The organism is Veillonella montpellierensis DSM 17217 (assembly GCF_000426745.1).
GTDB classification, from domain to species: Bacteria; Bacillota; Negativicutes; order Veillonellales; family Veillonellaceae; genus Veillonella; species Veillonella montpellierensis.
Map to the genome: position 1 here is coordinate 117,687 of NZ_AUFY01000002.1, position 22,706 is coordinate 140,392.

Genomic DNA, 22,706 nt, shown 5'->3' on the forward strand with positions numbered 1-22,706 from the left:
TCTCCTATCTTCTACGTACTAAATGAGACCACTTCATAGATTTTTGCCTATGTAATAATTGACTAATCGGTGAAAGCATACGATGCATCCATGTACTAGATGTCACTGGATTATCATTCGATTCTCTTTCATCATAGTTTTTTCTATAACTATCATCATGAGAATGATGATTAGATGCAGTATTTTCACAATTAATCTGTATGTTTGTATCTTCTTCAGAATTTTCTTCTACTATTGTATCTGTATTTACAGGTTCTACCTTTTGTGAATCTATGACACTAGTAAATAAATTATCATATGTATGCGTTAAACGATTCTCATCGATGGCCATACCAGTTTGTGTAAATGTAACAAGTGGCTCTAACATTGTGAGAAGCCACTCAGGTGCTAATTCATGTAATCGTCCTTCTTGGGTATACGAAATGATATCCTGATGATAAGGAATAATAGTAGCTAATTTTTCAACTCCCACAGTTGACATAATCGTATTAATATCTAATTCACTACATACACTTTGCGACATGCCATTAATAACTAAAGCATAATCAAATTTTCGTTTTTCATGACATACTTGCATAATGCGTCCTACATTGCGCAACGATACCCAAAATGGTTGAGATACAATGATAACTCGATCCGCAATATCAATAATGGTATCACTACCTCGACCAATGCCTGCCGGCGCATCAATTAATATATAATCATATTGTTTCGATAAGCGACGCATCATTTTTCGATAATTTTTTCTCTTTATATCCTCCCAACGTTTACTTTGACACGCTGGTAAGAAATCTAATCGGTCACGTATTGAAATAACTGCCGCATCCATATATTCTGGATCTGCACAAACATCTGTAAGATCAAATACAACTTCATTTTCTTTGCCCAAAACTAGATCTAGATCACGTAATCCCAAATCACCATCTGTTATTAGCACGTGATGCCCATTTTGACTTAAAGCTGTCCCTAAACAAGTAGTAAGTGTTGTTTTACCAACACCACCTTTTCCAGATACGAGTGCAATTATCATTCCCATATGACTATCCTTTCTTAAAAATAATTGAGTTATATCGTAGAAGGACCTACCATTACTTTCTGATTGTCACTAGTAGTGCCAAATGATTGTTTCACAGCTTCTTTATCATCTTTGCTGCGTACATTGAAAAAAGCGTCTAGAATTGCTCGGACAATAGGACCTGCTGAGCCAGCACCAAAGCTTCCTTGTTCTACCAGTGCAACTACTACAATTTGAGGTTTATCATAAGGTGCATATGCAACAAACCACCCATGATCTTTACCTGCTGCATTTTCGGCTGTCCCCGTCTTACCAGCTACAGAAATAGGAAATCCTTTAAATATTTCCCCTGCCGTTCCCCCTTCTGCAGTAACATCTCGTAACCCATTACGAACTAAATCCATAACACTTTTAGAAATAGGTAAGGTTCCAATTTTTTTTGGTCCATAAATTTCTGCTGGTGTTCCATCTGCATTATCTATACGACTCACAACATATGGTTGGTATCGTATTCCACCATTAGCTACTTCTGACATTAATACTGCCATCTGAATTGGCGTAACTAGTGTAAAAGATTGTCCTATAGCAGCATCAAATGTTTCTCCTAAATACCAATCTTGATCAAATACTTTGCGTTTATATTCTGGACTTGCTAAATTACCTGTAGCTTCTCCGTATAATTTTATGCCAGTCTTTTCTCCAAGACCATAATATTTAGCGTATTTATTAAGGTTATCTATACCAACTCGATTGCCCATTTCATAAAAGTATACATTGTCAGATTTAGCTAAAGCCGTATTAAAATCAAGCCATCCTAATGCTTCTCCTTCTGCATTTCTTTTATCAATGAGCCAATGACGACCACTATCAAAAATTTGCTCGTCCGGTGTTACTTTTTTTAAGTCTAGGGCAGCTGATCCTGTTACTATTTTAAATGGTGAACCTGGTGGATATTCTCCAGAAATAACCTTATTATCAAATGGATGCCCTGCATCTGTATTTAACTGTGTCCATTGTTGTGTTGTAATGCCTTGTGCAAACCAATTTGGATTGAATTCTGGAGAGCTCACCATCGCCAACACGGCACCTGTATTAGGATCAAGAGCCACTACAGCAGCGCCTTTAGCGGGAATATGCTGTTGTCGTAATAAGGAAATTTGTTTATGAACTGCTTCTTCTGCGACTTTTTGCAATTTTAAATCAATCGTCAAATGAATATCGTCGCCAGGGATTGTATGCTTGCGTCCCACCTCAGCAACAACACGGCCACTGGCATCAACTTCTAGTTGTTTTCCTCCATCAGTACCACGTAGAACAGAGTCATACATTTTTTCTAATCCAGATCGGCCCAAAATAGTTCCTTGATTAACTAAAGAATCAGGATTATTTTTCTTTATCTCTCCAAGTTCTTCTTCACTAATTTCGCCTACATATCCAAATAATTGAGAAGCTAATGAATCATAAGGATAATAGCGCAGCGGTTCTACATCAATAGTAACGCCAGGAAATTCATCATGATGTTCTTCAATTTTAGTAACTACATCCATAGTAATGTCAGTTGCTAAACGAATTGGTTCATATCCGCCTTTATGAGAACTAATTTTTTCCTTTAATATATCTGGTATAGTTTTTAATAGACTTGCTAAAGAGATAAGTGTTTTTTCATCGATTTCTTTTCCTGTAGGCATAATGGAGACCGTATATGCAGGACGCGATCCCACAAGAATTTGTCCATTTCTATCGTACATAATTCCTCGAGCCGCTGTCATAGAAACCATGCGAAGTCGATTGCCTTCAGCTTTAGATTGGTAATATTCACCCTCAATAATTTGCAAATATACGAGGCGCGCAATTAATACTAAAAATACGACAATTACTACATATACAAAGACATCAAAACGGCCTGTCTTATTCTTTTTATATAAACTTTCGAGCACGCAGATGCCTCCAATCATTTACCAAATATACTTTTCTTTTTCCTGCATACGCCACAATAAATAATGTATAAAAACTGCAAGAATTCCATTAACCCATATAGTAGGGAATACAAGATGCCACATGTATGTTCCTATTTCAATATCTGCATGAATAGCATATAATATAGCAATTCGAATCACAGAATCTAGCAATGTTGCAATAGCTACAGTGATACATGAAATGTACCATTGTTCTTCATAAATATGAACACGAAATACAGTTACTACGTACACAACTAGTAAATATGGAAATATGTGTAATCCAAAAAAGTTAGAAATAATCGTATCATGAATCACACCTGCTATCGTTGCCATGATTAATCCTATTTTACGACCATGCATAGCTGCAATAAGGACTATCCAAACCAAGAATAAGTTTGGTATCCACACTTGATGGATAAGAAACGGAAATAGTTGTGTCTGTATAAGTAAGGTCAACAGTCCTAATAAAATATACGCAATGAGTCTCATTGTTTCACAGCTCCTTTAACACCTTCTAATTGATCACGTTGAGTCTGTGGTACAAGTTTAAGCGGTTCTTTAGGACTATTCGGAGCCGTTACAGAGGAGCGTATAATAACAAATACTTCCTCTATATTTCTAACATTTACATTCGCATCAACAATCGCATTCTTTACGAATCCTTCACTATCTATTTCTAATTTTTTAATATGTCCTACAGGAAATCCTTTCGGATAGATACCACCATATCCAGATGTAATAAGTGTATCGCCTTCTAATATATCTCCATCTTTAGCAATATTAACCATAATAGGTTCTGTCGGATTATTACCATTACCTTTCATTACAGAAGCAATCCTTGATTCTGGCCGTTGCACAATGACACCAATTGATGTACGTGGATCGAAAATAGTTTGTACTCTAGATGAATGAGGAAATACATCTGTTACAAATCCTACTACACCACTAGGTACAACCACAGGCATATTGATCGCTATTCCCTCTTCTGCTCCACGGTCAATAGTAAATGTATTAGTCCAATTGCCATAATCTTTAGTCACCACTGTAGCAACTACCATATCAAATTCAGGATGAGCTACTTCAAAATTTAATAATTGCCTCAATCTAATATTTTCTGCCACTACTTCATTATAATCTACTACCTTTTGCGCCATTGTATCGCGTTCTTGTTCTATATCACTGAGCGCGGTCGTATTACCGATAGCATTATCAATAACTTCAATCCCTGTATGTAAATTACGTAAAATCGTAGAGGCTCCATAGGAAAATGGAGTAGTTATTTGTTCTAAGGTTACTGTTACAAATGGAACATGAGTTCGTTGTTTCCACGCATATCCCAACAGTCCTAAAAGGATGCAAGCAATCGCTATAAAAGTAATCAATTTACGTTCAGATGAAAACATTATATTCGCCCCTTTCTATTTTTAGATGCAACAATATAACGTGTCATCATAGAAAATTGTTTAGCCGCAACGCCAAGCCCCCTTGCAACTGTCAAGGATGGATCATCTGGCACATGTACAGGAATACCAATCTCTTTAGCAATGCATTCTGCTAATCCCGTTAATTGTGCACTTCCGCCTGTTAAAACCATCCCATTTTCCATAATATCTGCTACTAATTCTGGTGATGTTTGACGAATCACATTTTTTATTTCATTAATAATACGACAAATAGGCTCTTGCAGTACTTCATAAATTTCATAACTATGGATTACACTACGTTTCATCAATCCATTTGATGTATCTCTACCTAAAAATGTATATTCTAGGTCTTCTTCTGGCATAAGTGCTGTCGCTAATGTACATTTAATTTCTTCTACCGTATCATCGGCTACCATAACAGAAAAACACTGCTTTATATATTGCAAAATTACCGCATTAAAATCACCGCCACCACATCGAACAGATCGACTGATGACAGTCCCACCTAATGCTAATATTCCAATATCAACAGTACCTCCGCCAATATCTACAGCCATACTCCCGTAGGAGTCGAAAATAGGAAGCCCACTACCTAACGCAGCCAATACAGGAGTTTCAAGCAAATATACTTCCCTAGCTCCCGCTTGTATAACAGCATCTGTCATAGCTCGTTGCTCCACATCTGTCATTCCACAAGGAATTGACATAAAAACTCTAGAACGTCTCACAGACTTAGAAGCTTTATGGATGAAATAATTTAACATAGTATGGGTTACACGATAATCAACAATAAAACCATCTTTTAACGGACGCAACGCATCCAACATATCTGGTGTTCTAAGCAATAAACGCTCTGCTTCACTTCCTACTGCAATGATTCCTTCTTGTTTTGTATCCGTTGCAACCAATGAGGGCTCTGACACTACTATGCCACGTCCCTCCACATATACATGGGTATTAATACTTCCCATATCTATACTTAAATTTCTACCTAATGAAGAAAATACTTTACTCATATGATGTATGTCTCCTTTGTACTATCATCATATCATTTTATCATATTTTCTAGAAATTTTATAAAAAATTTTCAATTTTGCCTAAACATATCCTTTCTCACATAAACTAGTATAGTTTTTATCACCTATAACAATATGATCAATAATAGGTATCCCCATGAGTTGTCCTGCATCTCTAAATACTTTTGTCACTCTTATATCGTTCTGACTTGGTGTACTATCGCCCGAGGGATGATTATGAAACAATATAATAGAGGCCGCATTATGGGCAATGGCATAGCGAAATACTACTCTCTGTTCTGCTAAACTAGATGTTAGCCCCCCTTTTGATATTTCTTCAATCGAAATCAATGTATTTTTTGCTGTTAAATACATGGCCATAAAATGTTCTTCACGCCAATGTCTCACTCGTTCCATAACATATAAAGCAACTGTCTCAGGTGATGTAAAATCCTTGTGTTCTTCTAGCACCTTTGTTTCTACTAGTCGTCTTCCTAATTCAATAGCAGCTCCAATGGTTACTGCTTTGTCTTCCCCAATCCCCTTTACTTGCATACAATCATCAATCGTAGCACTATTTAACTGTAATCCTCTCATTGAAAGATTTTGTAATAATTCTTTTGCTAAAGAAATCGATGATTGTCCTTTACAACCAGTCCGCAATAAAATAGCTAAAATTTCAGCTATATCTAACTTATCACCGCCTAAAGCAATAAATTTTTCTCGTGGTCTTTGAAATGTATCCATATGCTTTACACATATATGTTCTCCCGTACTTTCAAATTTAGTCGCATTGCCTATTTGTTTATCCCATAATCCTTGATCAACTATACTCATATACCCTCCATTATATTCTCAATACATATATTCCTTTACCATACACGTTGATTCATATATTCCTACACAGATACTATAAATTTATTACCACTATACTATTCCCACCACAAGTGCACGCTTCTATAATGATTTATCATAATTTACACTTCCTCCTTTCCATTTATTTGCAGTTTTATTTTTACTTATTTTCCTTATAAAACGCAGAAAAGCTATGAGCCGTAGCTCATAGCTTTTGATAAGCATCATCTTATCGTAATAATTTTTGTAATTCATCATACACGACTTCAACAGGCAGCCCCACTATATTAGTATAGGAGCCATGAATTTCACGTACCCACAAAGCACCAATTCCCTGAATACCATAACTTCCCGCTTTATCAAATGGTTCTCCTGTTTTTATATATGCATTAATTTCATCATCAGATAACTCTTTAAATAATACCCTTGTAATTACATGAAATACACGTTCTACACCATCACATAATAATGCTACCCCAGTAATCACCAGGTGCTCTTTTCCCGATAATTGTGCAAGCATCTTCCTAGCGTCTTCAATCGATATAGGTTTCCCTAATACTTGTTCATCAAAAACTACGATTGTATCTGCTCCTAAAACTAATTGTCGTCCTGATGGTATACCTATAGCCTCCCTCGCCTTTCCTAAGGCTTGACGTTCCACTAATTCCACAGGTGATGTTAGTAATGTATTATCTTCTTTATAATTACTCTTCACCACAGTATGCTTAATCCCTACTTGAGATAGTAATTCACTACGCCGTGGTGATGTAGAAGCCAAATATAAAGTATTCATCTATTTTCCTCATAGTTAATTATATATTAGTATCACAACGCATGGAAGATAAGTACTCCTCCACTGTCTCTCCATGTTTTATGGCATCTTTATGGGCAATAGCATAAAAAACAACCTCTTCTTGTGATACACGGATACGATTAGGTACAAATGTGGACAGCAAATCAAAGAATGCATCTTCTGCTTTAATCAATACTCTTGCATGTTGTACATGACGTCCGTCTACTACCGCATAAGCCATAGCATACACAGGACGAGAATCAGCTGTCGAACACTTTCTATATTTATAACGAAACCTCAATTGTCCCATAATTTCTTGTCTAAACGCATATACACCATCAATTAATGTATATGGTACTTCAAAATGTTTTTTTCGAAATAATGATTGTTCTTCAATGATAAATCGATCCTCTGTTAAAATATATCGATAACGGCCCACTGCATTTTTCAACAACACAAATCCAGTAACAATTTCAATAAAATATTCTGCCACCAATATAATATGTGAAGTAATACTTCTATACGTCGTATATATAATAAATGCAATAACACCTAATATTAAAATTCCTATTAACAATTCTGCACTTTTTGATCGTTGCGAATCTTCCTGATATATAATCTTCATATCATACTCCTTTATCTCTATAGTATATATTATATGCGAAACCTAATGGGTGTACAATAGAATATGTAGAAAATACAAAGAATATAAAGAGTATAATAAATTCTTATATTCTAACTAATTCCAGTACGAGAATATATCTGTTAGATACAAAAGGTTCATGATTGATAAATAAACATGCTATTACTCATATCTTACTAATTATATATTCTTATAGGATATAGAAAATCGTTTCAATCTAATATAACAAGATCAATAAACTTTATAAAAAACTACCACCAAAATTTTCCCAATTTCGGTGGTAGCTCATCATATATTTTTTAACTATTTTATTTTTTTACTAAATCTCCTGTAATACGTTGTGTATCACGGGCAATCATAATTTCTTCATTAGTAGGGATAACAAAGATTTTTACCTTAGAACCTTCTACGCTTACTTCACGTTCTTCTCCGCGAATATTATTAAGATCTTTATCTAAACGAGTTCCTAAATATTCTAAGCCATTACAGATTGCATCACGATTACCAATACCATTTTCGCCAATACCAGCTGTAAATACAATGGCATCTACACCGCCCATAACAGCAACATATGCACCGATAACACGACGAACTTTATAATGGAACATATCAAGTGCTAATTGAGCTCTTTTATTTCCTTCTTTAGCTGCATCTTCTAGTACACGGAAATCATTAGATACGCCAGAAATTCCCAATACGCCAGATTTCTTATTCATCAAAGAGTCGACTTCACTATAAGTCATATCCCATTTATTCATTAAATAAGGTACAATGGCAGGATCAATATCACCACAACGAGTTCCCATTACTAGGCCAGATAATGGTGTGAAGCCCATAGAAGTATCGATAGAGCGTCCGCCTTTAATTGCTGTTACTGATGAACCGTTACCTAAATGACAAGAAATGATGCGCAAATCGCTCATATGTTTTCCCATTAATTCTGCACAACGTTGTGCTACATATTTATGAGATGTACCATGGAAGCCATAACGACGAACACCTAATTCAGAGTAGGCTTCATAAGGAAGAGCATATAAAAATGCTTCTTTTGGCATAGTTTGATGGAATGCAGTATCAAATACAGCTACTTGAGGAACTTTCGGCATAATAGCTTGACAAGCTTCAATACCTTGAATATTTGGTGGATTATGAAGTGGTGCAATTTTAGCACATTCCTTTAAAGCTTCCATAACAGCTGGCGTAATCAATACGGAATCAGCAAATTTTTCAGCCCCATGTACAACACGATGACCAACTGCATCAATTTCATCCATAGATTTAATAACACCATATTGATCATCTACCAAAATATTTAATAGAATGGTTAACGCTTCTTTGTGATTCAAGATAGATTCAACACGTTCTACTTTATCAGCATTAGGTCGTTTATGTGTAAAAATTGCATCTTTTGCGCCAATTTTTTCAAACTGTCCTTTTGCTAACACACTTTCATTTGTCATATCAAGCAATTGATATTTCAAGGAAGAACTACCGCAATTAACTACTAATACGTTCATCAACATATCCCTCTTTCTTTAATGAGTAACCTTAATTTTGTCTGCAATTTCTTTGCTGATACCAGCTCCTACCTCATCATCAGTCTGATATTGGTAGACTATATTCCACAATACCCCTTTATCTAAAAAGACATATTGTAAAAAACTATACTTAATATTATTCTGTATAAAAGTGGCTGTAACTTTATGAGCTTGTACACCACCTAAATCAATAGTATCTTGAGATACATCACCTTGATTACTTTGAAATACACTTACACTTTTATCGGTAATTGTTGATGGATCTGGTAATATTTTAGTAGCAGTAGGATGTTTTGCTTCTATATATACTGCTATATGTTCACCTAATCCAGCATAGGAGTCTAGCGGATATCCATCTGGTGACTCTGTTGTATTTTTATTCTTACCTAACTCATAGGGTAATTCCACGGTAATTTCAGATTGCCCTGCATGGAACACTTGCTCCCCAAAGCTATAGGAATCCAATATATTATCACTACCACATCCAGCTGATAAGAGGAAAAAAACACTTAGAATGCCAATTAATAATAAATTTTTCAAATAATCACTCCTCTAAGCACATTAGCTTACGTTTCACATTATATCATAGACACATAAAAATATTCTACAAGGAATATGGTATTTAATAAATTTATTGTGTATGCAACGAATATTATACCATATCTTTATCTATTTAGTAGCCACCTAGTCAACTATATTTTAATATATTAAAATAATAGTAATCTTTGTTATAGTTTAAGGAGATATTATGGAGACGATTGCTATTATTGCAGAATATAATCCCTTTCATAGAGGTCATGCTTACCAAATTCAACAATTAAAAAAGAACTACAAAGACGCTACTATTCTTATCATTATGAGTGGTTCCTTTGTACAACGCGGCCAACCTGCTTTATTTAATAAATTCCATAGAACTCGTTGGGCCCTATGTAATGGTGCTGATCTAATATTTGAGTTGTCAACAATTTACACACTTTCCAGTGCTGAGTATTTTGCTACTGGTGCACTCCGATTAGCCAATGCGTTGGGCGCTCATTATCTTGCTTTTGGTGCCGAAACCAATGAATTAACACGGTTAAAAAAATTATCTAGCCTAATGAACAACGTGGATATTCAAAGAAATTGTAGAAATTTATTAACTACAGGAGCCTTTTATGGTCATGCATTGCGAAAAAGTATTATAGATTATAACCATGATCTAGGTATACTGATGAATGAACCAAATAATCTATTAGCTATTGAGTATTTACGTGCCATAGAAAATAACAATCTAGCATTAAATCCCATTCTCATTCAACGTCAAGGACACCATCATTCTTTAAGTTTATCATCTTCATACCCATCTGGTACAGCTCTACGAAAAGCACTTGTTCGTAACCTTGCAGCCAAAACTATTGAGTCCTTAGAAAAGTATTTTCCTACATCTATATCTAGTGACGTGTCTTCTACCATGAGTAAAGGCCAATACACATCTTTTCAACGCTACGAAGATATGTTATTAACCATGTTACGAACTCATACCATTAACGATTTAAAAACAATACAGGATATGACAGAGGGTTTAGAGAATAAATTTATAAAAGCCGGCCAAGCATCCTCATGGGATTCTGCTCTGGGACTCATAAAATCTAAGCGTTATTCCTATGCACGTATTAACAGAATCGCCGCTAATCTTCTACTCCATATTACATGTTCCCTTGCTAGCAAAAGCAATACAATAGTTCCACCTTATGCACGTTTATTAGGACTTTCTAAAAAAGGAAAAATTTGGTTACGCCATTATAATGGAGAAACACCGATTATAAAGAAATGGGCGCCTTTTTTTAAACAACTATCTGGTCTGCCCTATGAACTTGCACAATTAGATACACGAGCCACTGATATACAGCAACTTTCAATGAAAAATTCCCAGTATAGGCAAGGTGGATTAGATTATATAATGTCTCCTATCGTTATAGAACATTAACTACAAACATATACTTTCTTAAAATGATGATTGCAAGTGGCTATTTTCAATCATAAAGTATATTATTTCATTGTCTTTTAAACTATCATGTAAATTGTATCTACATGATAGTTTTTCTATCTATTATTGATTTCCATATCTATTTCTACTATGGTAAAAATCATGAACTACGCCATATTATTCTAAATACAAATTATATGTACTGGTAAAAATAAGACTATATTATATTTTACTTATGTATATAAAATTCAACTATGTAGTTAATATGACTGCGTCAGTCCCATCAAATTCTTTAACTTGCACATTAACATTTTCCAAATGAGATGTAGGAATGTTTTTTCCCACAAAATCGGCTCGAATAGGTAATTCACGATGGCCACGATCTACTAATACAGCTAACTGAATCGCCCTAGGCCTTCCTGCATCCATAAGTGCATTTAAAGCCGAGCGAATGGTTCGTCCCGTATATAATACATCATCTACTAAAATAACCAATTTACCAGTTGTATCTAGTACAAATGAGACTCCCTCTTTAGGTCTCATATCACGATCATCTCGATACATAGCAACATTCATTGATGTACAGTCTAAATGAACACCTTCAATTGATTCAATTTCTTTGCGCAATCGCTCAGCAAGAAAAATACCTCGTCGCTCAATACCTATTAAAATAGCATTTTCCAGTCCTCGATTGCGTTCTAAAATCTCATGAGCAATGCGTCGAATCGCTCGCGTAATATTTTGCTCATCCATTAATACACGTTCTTCTTCCATTAGCTCCCCTTTTTTAATCGATACTGTTTAGCAAACTCAATACAATTTAAAAAATCTTCAGGAATATCAGCCTCAAAATGCATTTTTTTATTACTAATAGGATGTATGATATCTAGCGTATGAGAATGTAAGGCTTGTCCTTGAATAGGAAAATCCATTTTTCGATATCCATAAAATGGATCATTCACTACGGGATGACCGATATAGGCAAAGTGTACTCGAATTTGATGAGTTCGCCCAGTCTCTAAGACACATTCTACTAAAGTATGATGTCCGAACCTCTCTAATACAGTGAAATGAGTAATTGCTTCTTTACTATTTTCAAATACAACCGCCATTTTCATACGATCTTTAGGATGCCGTCCGATAGGGGCTTTAATAGTTCCTTTTTCTTCCACAATATTGCCTTGCACCAACGCTAAGTATGTTCTCTTAGCGCTGTGTTCTTTCACTTGTTCTGCTAAGCCCATATGTGCCATATCATTTTTAGCCGCCATCATAACACCTGATGTATCTTTATCTAGACGATGAACAATTCCCGGACGAATAGCACCATTGATACCAGATAAATCTTTACAATGAAAAAGCAATGCGTTAACTAAGGTACCAGAGTAATTAGATAATGCAGGATGTACAACCATTCCTCGAGGTTTATTAACAATAACTATATCATGATCTTCATAAATATAATCTAAAGGAATATCTTCTGGTATAATTTCTACACTTTCTGCCTCTGGTATTGAAACAGCAACCACATCGCCTTCTGTAAGTCGATAATTAGGTTTACGTACTTTTTGATTTACACTGACATGATCTGCTTTAATTAAGTTTTGGATAAAACTACGCGAACCTTCTATGCGACCTATTAAAAAAATATCTAGCCGAGCCTCTGCTTCCTGAGCATTAACAAGGAATTCTTTACTTTCCATTTTCAATAACTCCTTAATAATTTATTATTTATACTATATAAGACCTATCATCATTCAATCATATTATCCATACCTCATAAAATAGGCTATATTGATATAGATATAACATACTTAGTGATTGTCAGCCTCCTAGAATATTTATCTATGCATATTATTAATTATACATGTATTATTCACGTCTTATGGTAACTCTATTGATACTAAGAAATTTTCAATTCATTCATACTATAATGCTATATAACAACTGATATATAAACATATATATAAGAATATATAGTAATCGTTTCTATTTACTCCGTATCATATAATATGCTACTAAAGAGACCCCAATACAAATAGCAATATCTGCCACATTAAAGATAGGCCAAATCCTAAAATCAAAAAAATCAATCACTGCATTATAATGAAATCGATCCCAACCGTTACCAATAGCACCACTCATTAACAATGCTGCACCTATCTTTAAATATCTTGGCCCTCTGTGAATAGTATGTCGAAATATGATATATATAACTAATAAAATAAGTACAATGCCTAAAAAAAATAGTCTTTGATTCTCTAGGATTCCAAAAGCTGCACCCCGATTTAAAATATATGTAATATGGAATACATTTGATAGAAGAGGAATTGAGTCGCCTACCATCATATGCGTTCTAACAACATATTTTGTTATTTGATCTATTACTAAACAAACTAATAAAAGTCCATAAAACAATATAACACCTCACTTCTAATATGCTACTAATCATATTTATTATACATGACATGTTCTTATAATGTAAAATAATGTATTATCTAAAATCTAATAATACTCTATAATAGTCAACATGTGTGACATAGACTCCTAACGATGTAGGTAAAACGTACTTTGTTATATATGCCTGAGATATGTAAAATCCAATATTTTCTGCTATGTTATTATATCTATTGGCATACTGCTGATGCGCCTTTAAAAAAGCATCAAAACTTATAACCTTTCTTCTGTAAAACCAATCTCTATCAACTTTATGATTTTGCGTTCCCCCTGTTACCATGGTGAAAATTGACGTATCAGCTTATGTTTTATGCCTAAGTTCCATAATACTCTACAAAATAAACAATTCCGTTACATCGCCCAATTAGTAAATTCTCATTCATTACCTACCTGTACCGGCTCTATTTTAAAATCCATTCGACTTTCTAACTTGATTAAAATTTTCCTTGTATTAATTACACTTTTCCTGTATACAATAGCTAATACACGTTATTTAAGTACTTATCGATAACCATATATGGTACTAATTAACACTATTTGTTGTTATAATGAGAGAAAATTAAAAGGAATGAGTTCAGTAAATACTGAACTCATTCCTAAAATAGCCTAGTAATATCTATCCAATAAAATGAATAGAGATCAACACGTCTCAATCAACTTTTCTTATTTTATTAATAAAATATTACATCGTTGCATCGTAACATATCTATACTATTCAGCAGAGATAATTTAAAAACTCTAATTATACGCATGATTACTGCATTCCTTTAATTTTAGGTTGAGCAACCGTTGCAAACTTTGCAGAGATTTAAATGGCTAATCACATTCTGCCGCGTCTTCTGTTACACGATTTAAACCGGATTCTTTTCCATACACCCGTTCCATTCCTTGACGTGTTACCAGCCATGTTCCCCCTGACTTTCTGCATTCATCTTCTGTAAAGCGTGGCGGTAGATTCCGTTGTCCTGTACATGCTTTTTTTACAGTTTCCTGACTAATTTTCCATAATTCACTTGCTTCTTTTGTTGTAAATATATCGTCTATTTTCATTTCAAAATTCCTCGTCTAAACATCAACCACACTAATACTCCGCCTGTAATAAAAGCCTTTGCTGCTTCTTTATCAAAATCTATAAAATATATCGACCAAGCTGTAAGCATTATTAATGCAATATCTATCCATGTTACTTTCATTTGTTATTCTCCTTTGTTATAATGAAAGTGTTAGGAGAGGTTTCCCTCTCCCTTCACCGCTCTCTTATCGTTTTGCTTTTCGACGGCGCTTACGATTTGAGGGCTTTTCTTTTGGCTTTCTAACTGCTAGCCATATTGTCACTAGTAAAGTTATTAGCCATTCTATATCTGACTTATCCATTTCTATCACCTCCCTTCACCTTATGCTTTTATTATATACCGTTTTCGGTATATTATCAATATTTTTCTTCCTATTTTTACAAAAAAATAAAGCCTATCAACCTAGATATATTCTAAGTCGATAGGCTCTTTTTATATTATATTAATCGTTTTAAATCTTGCGACGAATCGTGTGAAATTCGTTATAAACATAAGTAATTGCTACATTTTAATCATGCTAATTCTTTACAGCAAGATATATAACCGTTCCACCCAATAAAATATTAAGTAGCTTACTTGTTCTACGGTCTTTGTTCGCTCGCTCCAGTTCTTTCTTTTGCTCGTTCAAGTATACTTCTGCTTTTATTAATGAGTTTTGCGTTATCATCAAACGGATCGTTGACCACTCAAGTAAGGATAATATTACGCAAGAGGTTTACACTCATAAAACTGTACAACAATATATTGATGCGGTTAACAGATTACCCCACGGTGAAGCACTCATAAAGGGTGAGCAACGGTTGAGCAACGCTGACGAAATGTAGTGATTTTTGCCAATTTTGAAAAATAAAAAAGCCAGTAAACATAAGAGTTTACTGGCTTTCTACGTTTGCGTTCTTATTCAGCAGAGATAACAGAGCAAGGACAAACAGATTCGCAAGAACCGCAGTCGATGCAAGTGTCATTAATTTCATATTTTGTTTCGCCTTCATTAATAGCACCTACTGGGCATACAGAAGCACAAGAACCACATTTAATACAACCGTCAGCAATAACTCTCATGATAATACCTCCAAATATAGAATATAACTTTTTTTATCATTTAAAAAGGCACCTGCCTTAACTTATGTTCTCATTATTACATGTTTCTATTGGATTGTCAAACAAAAGGATAATAATTATTTATTAAATTTTAGCAATTATAAATCTATAAAAAGTCATATATTATAAAGACATTTTACCAAATGATAATATAATTCATTTATAATTCTTTGCTAATTTAATAACAATATGTCTTTTCTAGATATTCTCAATTTAATATTTTTTTAGCCCTAATATTAATGATTTTATTATCAATTATATCGGTGCTGTGCTATCCTATCTATATATACTATGTGTCCACCATATAACTATTACTCTTTCATGAATAAATTCATTACATAACAAACATCATAGATGTTTATACCTCTATTCATTTTATAGTTAAATCATAAATGTTCCATCAGATGTAATGGTATTTTGCTCACCCTTTAAAGTTCACTAAAAAATATAAAATACCGATAGAGCTAGTGATTTCCTAGTTCCATCGGCATTTAAAACAACACGTTTTGTCCTATAACCATTATTCAAAATATGTTAATACTAAGAAGTATAGAGTCCTACGTGATAGAAACTTCTTGTTCTAAAAATAGTATCTACTATATTATGATATTTTACTCATATAAGTGTGTTTCAACAAATTAAATAGCTATGTAGATGACTAGAATATGGAATGTAGTAACCTAAAATAAAAGAAATGAGCTCGGTTACATACCGAACTCATTTCTAAATAGTAAATGATACTATCTGTCCGAGAAAATCGATACAGATCACTATAATTATAGCTTATATCATTAAACAACATATATTATGATACGTATAATCTAATATATTATAACCACTTCTATTATATACTTTTAAAAGAAAGGCCATACTATTGGAATAACGATTAAACTTACTACGAAACAAACAAGTATAAGTGGAACACCCGCTTTTACATAGTCCATAAAAGAATATTGACCTGGTCCTAATACAATAGTATTTGGAGGTGTACCAACTGGTGTACCAAACGCACAAGATGCAGCAACAGCGATTGCCATTAATACTGCATGAGGATCAGCACCCATGCCTTTTGCAATAGAAATACCAATTGGTGCTAATAAAGCACAAGATGCTGTATTAGACATAAACTGAGTTAATAAACAAGACAAAATAAACAATACAGCTGTTGCAAATACAGGATTAGGATCACTACCCATAACACTTAGTACAACATCAGCAATCATTTTCCCTGCTCCTGATTTATCCATTGCAGAGGCAACTGGCATCATACCAGCAAATAAGAAAATAGTAACCCAATCAATCGATGCATAAGCTTGCTTTTCTTTCATACATCCAACTAGTACACAAAGAATCGCCCCTATAACAGCGGCAATATATAATGGCAATAATTCTGCAGCCATACATATAACTACAGCTAATAAAATAATGCCAGATAACCACATTTTTTTAGGATCATTGGACACACATTCAGGATCTACTTCTTGCTCAACTTCTACATCACCAGAAATAATTTTATTAGGTAAAAACCGCTTACCAATTGTCATCATAAATAAAATGGTAGCAACAGTTAACGGAATACCAATCCATGCGAATTCAAAGAACCCAAATTTTGTTAAACCTGCTTCACCTAATGCACCGTTTGCAATAATATTTGGTGGTGTACCAACTAAAGTGATGATACCACCAATACTAGCAGCAAAAGCCATTGGCATTAATTGACGACTTGCAGAAATATTAGCAGCTGAACAAATGCCGACTACTACTGGCAATAGAGCAGCTGCAGTACCTGTATTTGATAAAACAGAGGACATGAGTGCAGTAACAACCATAACTGCAAACATTAATCTGTTTTCACCAGAACCGGCCTTTGAAACAACAAGTGTACCTATTTTTTGTGCTAATCCAGTATAAAACATAGCACCGCCAATAACAAACATTCCCGCAAATAATACTACAGTACTATTTGATAATCCCGAAAAAACTTGTTTTGCTGGTATAATACCTAATAAGCCAAGTGCTATAGCTCCGCCTAATGAAGTAATTGCTAATGGAATAATTTCTGTAACAAATAAAACCGCCATGACAGCTAATACAATTAAAGTCTGTTCTGCCGAACCCATACATCATCATCTCCTAACCGAGAATAAAGATAGTTTATATGATCCAAACATATAACAAGAGATGGCAAAAAAACTATACGTTACAAATAATAGCATACTACACTGCAACCTACTAGTATTGCAATGCACATACATAACGTGACTAAGATTCCTTCTTTTGTCTTAGGATACCCAAAGAATAAATGTTCACTAATGATACCTCTCCTGTTAAAAAAAGAATACTTAGTTCGTCGTTGAAACCATTGGAGCTTACGGGACGATCCAATCGTATAGCCCGCCACAAAAAATATAAGTAGTGAATATAAAGTGCATATTAGAATTTTAATTTCTACTGATAACAATTCAAGCACCTCTTTATATCTCACATCATGCATCCTCTCATATATATGATTGGACTTTAGATTTCTTTATACTATGTACTCTCTATCAATGAAGAATAGAGAATACATAGTATTAACACGAATTAATTAGGCATTATCATAGCAAGCATTGTACCTGCAGCTACTGCAGTCCCAATTACGCCTGCCACATTAGGTCCCATAGCATGCATCAATAAGAAGTTACTAGGATCAGCTTTAGAACCTACAACCTGTGATACACGTGCTGCCATCGGAACAGCAGATACACCTGCTGAACCAATAAGTGGATTTGTTTTACCACCATCAAATTTGCACATAATCTTACCAAATATTACACCTGCTGCTGTACCGCCGATAAATGCAACTAAGCCTAATACAATAATTTCTAATGTTTTTAAATCAATAAAATGTTCAGCATCCATTGTTAAACCAGTACCTGTTGCCAAGAATATGGTAACAATGTTGATTAATGCATTTTCAGATGTATCTGCTAAACGTTGTGTAACTCCAGATTCACGAAGTAAATTGCCTAACATCAAACATCCTAATAAAGAAGTAATTGGTGGTAATAATAAGGAAATAAATATTGTTGATACAATTGGGAATACAATTTTTTCAAAACGAGTTACTTCACGTAATTGTTCCATTTTAATTTTACGTTCTGATTCAGTAGTAAGTAGCTTCATAACTGGTGGCTGAATCAATGGAACAAGAGACATATAAGAGTACGCAGCTACAGCAATTGCACCCAACAATTCTGGTGCCATTTTAGAGGCTAAATAAATAGATGTAGGTCCATCTGCGCCGCCAATAATACCAATAGCACCTGCTTGTTGTTCAGTAAATCCTACCAACATAGCGCCAGCTAAAGCTATAAAAACACCAAATTGTGCTGCTGCACCTAACAATAATGTCTTAGGATTAGCAATTAATGGACCAAAGTCTGTCATTGCTCCTACACCTAAGAAAATCAAAGGAGGGAATATTTCATATTTAATCCCTTGGCTAATTAAGGCCATAACACCTTCTTCAAAGCCATTACGTGGTAAGTTAGCTAGTATACAACCAAACGCAATAGGACCTAATAATAGTGGTTCAAATTCTTTAGCAAATGCTAAATAAAGTAAAAGTAAACCAACAACGATCATTGCGAGGTTACCCCATGTGAATGCGATAAAACCACTGTCATTCCACACAGCGTTTAATGCGACCATAAAAGCATCCATGTACGTTCCCCCTATTCCGTTATGAGCAAGCTAATAGAACTATCAGCTTGCTATAACATAACTAATAACTACTTTGAAATTAACCTAAAACGATTAAATCTTCTCCTGTAGATACAGTCTGATTAGCAGCTACGCGAACATCAGTTACAGTTGCATCATGAGGAGCATAAATTTCATTTTGCATTTTCATAGCTTCTAATACGCAAAGCACTTCGCCTTTTTTAACTGCTTGACCAACAGTTACTGCTACGGAAAGAATTTTACCTGGCATTGGGCATTTAACAGTTTCAGCACCTGCTGCTACTGGTGCTGCAGGTTTAGCTGCTGGAGCTGGTGCAGCTTTTGAAGCTGGTGCAGCTGCTGCTTTTGGGGCTGCAGCTGGAGCTGGTGTAGCTGCTGCTTTTACTTCATCTACTACTACATCATAAGTTGTACCATTCACAGTTACATTAAATTGTTTCATTTCAAATTCCTCCTACTATAGTAAAACATTAGCATATTTATTTTTAATAGAGTTATCTATTGCTAACATTATAATATTAAATTAATTAACATCCTCTACCCTTTAATCGACCTTCAAAACGCCAGTTTTGGCTAATGATAGGACGAACACAGGCAATTTGATCAGCTGTGTATCCCATTGCTGAAATAGCACCTACGATAACAGCCATTACTTCTTCAGTTGGTTGTTTCGTATTAGCTGAAGTTGTTGAAGCATTACTCATACAAATTCTCCTCCTAGAATGTTTAATCAGTTTCTACCACTGAGTCGACCATCCATACGCCATGTTTTACTAATGATGGGTCGAATAGATGCGATTTGATGTGAAGAATATCCCATCGCAACAACTGCACCTACAATAGCTGCTATTACCTCTTCATCATTGGTCGTAACGGTTGGAGTCGCTACACTTGATTCAGAAGATGGAGTGGGAGTTGCCACACTAGTTTTTTTTAATTTTTTTTTTGTTGGATCAATCCAATAAACAATTTGCATCAAAATCCCTAAAGCAATAAGAACAGCAAATACAACTGTCATGTTAATTGCCATGATCAACCAAGGATTTGTAGTCATACTAATCTCCCCTTTCTACGTTCACCTACGAAGTTCTTCCAAGAATCAGATGATAATATAGTTTAACTAATATAATTTATCATTATAAAGGAATATTACCATGTTTTTTAGGTGCCCGAAGCTCGCGTTTGCTTGCTAACATTGCTAAAGCATTAATAACTGCTGGGCGTGTTTGCTTAGGTTCGATAACTACATCAACAAACCCACGTTCTGCCGCTTTATAAGGAGTTGCAAATTCTTCAACGTATTTTGCTGTTTTAGCTTCTTTATCTTCATCGCGTTTAAAGATAATATTAGCTGCACCAGCTGGTCCCATTACAGCGATCTCAGATGTTGGCCATGCAAATACTTGATCTGCCCCTAAATCTTGAGAACACATTGCTAAGTAAGAACCACCATATGCTTTACGAGTAATAACTGTAACTTTAGGTACAGTCGCTTCAGAATAAGCATATAACATTTTAGCACCATGACGAATAATTCCGCCCCATTCTTGATTAGTACCTGGCAAAAATCCTGGTACATCAACAAAGTTTACAATTGGAATATTAAAGGCATCACAGAAACGAATGAATCGAGAAGATTTACAAGATGCATTAATGTCAAGGCAACCTGCCATTACACGTGGTTGGTTTGCAATAATACCTACAGTTTGTCCATCAAAACGAGCAAAGCAAGTGATGATATTTTTTGCAAAATGAGGTTGTACATCATAGTATTCGCCATTATCAACTGTTTTTTCAATAACTTCATACATATCATATGGCATGTTAGAGTTATCAGGCAACAATGTATTTAACGATTCTTCTTCACGAGATGGATCATCACCAGTATCAACAATAGGAGCATCTTCCATATTATTGCTTGGTAAAAATGCTAATAAATAACGAATTTGGTTAATGCAATCGTCTTCATCTTCAGCTGCAAAATGGGCTACACCAGACACGCTATTATGTGCCATTGCACCGCCTAATGCTTCAGCTGTTACTTCTTCTGCAGTTACTGATTTAATAACCGCTGGTCCTGTAATGAACATTTGAGAAGTATTTTTTACCATATAGATAAAATCAGTTAATGCTGGAGAGTATACGGCGCCGCCTGCACAAGGCCCCATAATAACTGAAATTTGAGGAATAACGCCAGAAGCATTCGTATTTTCAAAGAAGATTTTACCATACCCAGCTAGAGCATCTACAGCTTCTTGAATACGTGCTCCACCAGAATCATTAATGCCAACTAATGGTGCACCCATTTTCATTGCTAAGCGTTGTACTTTAACGATTTTAGCAGCATGCATTTCACCAAGAGAACCACCTTCAACAGTGAAATCTTGTGCAAATGCATATACTAGACGGCCATTCACTGTACCATAACCAGTGATAACCCCTTCACCAGGAAGTTCTTTCTTTTCTTGACCAAAATTTACGCAACGATGTTTAACAAATTGATCTAATTCCACGAATGAATTATCATCAAAAAGTTTAGCTAAACGTTCACGAGCAGTCATTTTACCTTGGGAATGCTGCTTTGCAATACGTTTTTCACCGCCACCAGCTTTAACAGCAGTAAGTTTTTCATGCAATAAATCAATTTTTTCTTGAACAGTTGGCATGATTACACCTCCATATAAATATGATATATTTCTATTTTATTTCATACGTTGGCAAAGTTCAAGTAATACACCACCAGTTGCTTTGGGATGAACGAATGCGATAGAAGATCCACCAGCACCATAGCGAGGTTTTTGATCAATCATACGAATTCCTTTTGCTGTTAAATCAGCAATAGCTGCTTCAATATTATCTACACGAAGCGCAACATGTTGGATGCCATCACGACCGCCATTTTTTTCAATGAATTTTCCAATAGGGCCATCTGGAGTAGTTGTTTCCAAAAACTCTAATTCAGCATCACCACATGGGAAAAAACTAACTTTCACTTTTTGTTCTTCAACAATTTCATCTTCTGGTAAATGTTGAATTCCCAATGCATTTTTATAAAATTCTTTTGTTGCTGCTAAATCATTAACGCCAATACCAATGTGGTCTACTTGTAATACTTTAAAAGCCATGTCAATTCTCTCCTTT

The 22,706-nt window shown here is 34.8% G+C and carries 24 protein-coding genes; 1 reads left to right on the plus strand and 23 read right to left on the minus strand.

Annotated elements, in window-relative coordinates:
- Positions 1-4 precede the first annotated feature (4 nt).
- From K357_RS08515 to K357_RS0101480, 10 genes are all read right to left on the minus strand, one after another.
- Positions 5-1,036: a P-loop NTPase gene (locus tag K357_RS08515; RefSeq protein WP_051211961.1), complete on the minus strand. Its 1,032-nt coding sequence runs from the start codon at positions 1,034-1,036 to the stop codon at positions 5-7.
- Positions 1,037-1,065: 29 nt separating this feature from the next.
- On the minus strand, positions 1,066-2,952 hold the full coding sequence (gene mrdA / locus K357_RS0101440) for a penicillin-binding protein 2 (protein WP_028257125.1): 1,887 nt from the start codon (positions 2,950-2,952) through the stop codon (positions 1,066-1,068).
- Positions 2,953-2,970: 18 nt separating this feature from the next.
- Positions 2,971-3,462 (minus strand): rod shape-determining protein MreD, encoded by a 492-nt coding sequence (mreD, locus tag K357_RS0101445; protein ID WP_028257126.1) that lies wholly within the window; start codon positions 3,460-3,462, stop codon positions 2,971-2,973.
- The gene (mreC, locus tag K357_RS0101450) at positions 3,459-4,376 is read right to left on the minus strand and encodes a rod shape-determining protein MreC (RefSeq protein WP_028257127.1); all 918 of its coding nucleotides are present in this window, start codon (positions 4,374-4,376) and stop codon (positions 3,459-3,461) included. Before mreC ends, mreD begins: the two co-directional genes overlap by 4 nt.
- Complete coding sequence (mreB, locus tag K357_RS0101455; protein WP_028257128.1) at positions 4,376-5,413, minus strand: rod shape-determining protein; 1,038 nt, start codon at positions 5,411-5,413, stop codon at positions 4,376-4,378. Before mreB ends, mreC begins: the two co-directional genes overlap by 1 nt.
- 81 nt (positions 5,414-5,494) lie before the next feature.
- Positions 5,495-6,250: a RadC family protein gene (radC, locus tag K357_RS0101460; protein ID WP_081658368.1), complete on the minus strand. Its 756-nt coding sequence runs from the start codon at positions 6,248-6,250 to the stop codon at positions 5,495-5,497.
- A gap of 247 nt (positions 6,251-6,497) precedes the next feature.
- Positions 6,498-7,061 carry a Maf family protein gene (locus K357_RS0101465; RefSeq protein ID WP_028257130.1) on the minus strand — a complete coding sequence of 188 codons (564 nt, stop codon included), beginning with the start codon at positions 7,059-7,061 and terminating at the stop codon, positions 6,498-6,500.
- A gap of 19 nt (positions 7,062-7,080) precedes the next feature.
- Positions 7,081-7,686: a hypothetical protein gene (locus tag K357_RS0101470; RefSeq protein WP_028257131.1), complete on the minus strand. Its 606-nt coding sequence runs from the start codon at positions 7,684-7,686 to the stop codon at positions 7,081-7,083.
- A 326-nt stretch (positions 7,687-8,012) separates the two neighbouring features.
- Positions 8,013-9,221 (minus strand): acetate/propionate family kinase, encoded by a 1,209-nt coding sequence (locus K357_RS0101475; protein WP_028257132.1) that lies wholly within the window; start codon positions 9,219-9,221, stop codon positions 8,013-8,015.
- Positions 9,222-9,239: 18 nt separating this feature from the next.
- Positions 9,240-9,782, minus strand: coding sequence for a hypothetical protein (locus K357_RS0101480; RefSeq protein WP_051211963.1), 543 nt, complete (start codon positions 9,780-9,782; stop codon positions 9,240-9,242).
- 208 nt (positions 9,783-9,990) lie between these two features.
- Between K357_RS0101480 and K357_RS0101485 the strand changes: the two genes are divergently transcribed.
- Entirely contained in the window at positions 9,991-11,208 is a 1,218-nt protein-coding gene (locus K357_RS0101485) for a tRNA(Met) cytidine acetate ligase (protein ID WP_028257134.1), read from the plus strand.
- A 252-nt stretch (positions 11,209-11,460) separates the two neighbouring features.
- Here K357_RS0101485 and pyrR read toward each other — a convergent pair whose 3' ends face one another.
- The 13 genes from pyrR to mce form a co-directional block, all read right to left on the minus strand.
- Positions 11,461-11,982 carry a bifunctional pyr operon transcriptional regulator/uracil phosphoribosyltransferase PyrR gene (pyrR, locus tag K357_RS0101490; protein WP_028257135.1) on the minus strand — a complete coding sequence of 174 codons (522 nt, stop codon included), beginning with the start codon at positions 11,980-11,982 and terminating at the stop codon, positions 11,461-11,463.
- Positions 11,982-12,911 (minus strand): RluA family pseudouridine synthase, encoded by a 930-nt coding sequence (locus tag K357_RS0101495; RefSeq protein WP_028257136.1) that lies wholly within the window; start codon positions 12,909-12,911, stop codon positions 11,982-11,984. Before K357_RS0101495 ends, pyrR begins: the two co-directional genes overlap by 1 nt.
- Before the next feature lie 286 nt (positions 12,912-13,197).
- On the minus strand, positions 13,198-13,626 hold the full coding sequence (gene lspA, locus K357_RS0101500) for a signal peptidase II (RefSeq protein ID WP_028257137.1): 429 nt from the start codon (positions 13,624-13,626) through the stop codon (positions 13,198-13,200).
- An 855-nt stretch (positions 13,627-14,481) separates the two neighbouring features.
- Entirely contained in the window at positions 14,482-14,715 is a 234-nt protein-coding gene (locus K357_RS0101505; RefSeq protein ID WP_028257138.1) for a helix-turn-helix domain-containing protein, read from the minus strand.
- The gene (locus K357_RS09695; protein WP_156004853.1) at positions 14,712-14,858 is read right to left on the minus strand and encodes a hypothetical protein; all 147 of its coding nucleotides are present in this window, start codon (positions 14,856-14,858) and stop codon (positions 14,712-14,714) included. The genes K357_RS0101505 and K357_RS09695 overlap by 4 nt, the downstream gene beginning before the upstream one ends.
- A 777-nt stretch (positions 14,859-15,635) precedes the next feature.
- Entirely contained in the window at positions 15,636-15,800 is a 165-nt protein-coding gene (locus K357_RS0101520; RefSeq protein WP_028257139.1) for a ferredoxin family protein, read from the minus strand.
- A gap of 893 nt (positions 15,801-16,693) precedes the next feature.
- Positions 16,694-17,959, minus strand: a complete 1,266-nt coding sequence (locus K357_RS0101525) for an SLC13 family permease (RefSeq protein ID WP_028257140.1) — start codon at positions 17,957-17,959, stop codon at positions 16,694-16,696.
- 463 nt (positions 17,960-18,422) lie between these two features.
- Complete coding sequence (locus K357_RS0101530; protein ID WP_028257141.1) at positions 18,423-19,544, minus strand: sodium ion-translocating decarboxylase subunit beta; 1,122 nt, start codon at positions 19,542-19,544, stop codon at positions 18,423-18,425.
- A gap of 79 nt (positions 19,545-19,623) precedes the next feature.
- Positions 19,624-20,007 (minus strand): methylmalonyl-CoA decarboxylase subunit gamma, encoded by a 384-nt coding sequence (gene mmdC / locus K357_RS0101535; protein WP_028257142.1) that lies wholly within the window; start codon positions 20,005-20,007, stop codon positions 19,624-19,626.
- 85 nt (positions 20,008-20,092) lie between these two features.
- Entirely contained in the window at positions 20,093-20,269 is a 177-nt protein-coding gene (gene mmdE, locus K357_RS09840) for a methylmalonyl-CoA decarboxylase subunit epsilon (RefSeq protein ID WP_169712401.1), read from the minus strand.
- A gap of 26 nt (positions 20,270-20,295) precedes the next feature.
- Positions 20,296-20,619: a methylmalonyl-CoA decarboxylase subunit delta gene (mmdD, locus tag K357_RS0101545; RefSeq protein WP_028257143.1), complete on the minus strand. Its 324-nt coding sequence runs from the start codon at positions 20,617-20,619 to the stop codon at positions 20,296-20,298.
- 82 nt (positions 20,620-20,701) lie between these two features.
- A complete protein-coding gene (gene mmdA / locus K357_RS0101550) occupies positions 20,702-22,231 on the minus strand; it encodes a methylmalonyl-CoA decarboxylase subunit alpha (protein WP_028257144.1) in 1,530 nt (509 codons plus the stop codon).
- A 36-nt stretch (positions 22,232-22,267) separates the two neighbouring features.
- Entirely contained in the window at positions 22,268-22,690 is a 423-nt protein-coding gene (gene mce, locus K357_RS0101555; RefSeq protein WP_028257145.1) for a methylmalonyl-CoA epimerase, read from the minus strand.
- Positions 22,691-22,706 lie beyond the last annotated feature (16 nt).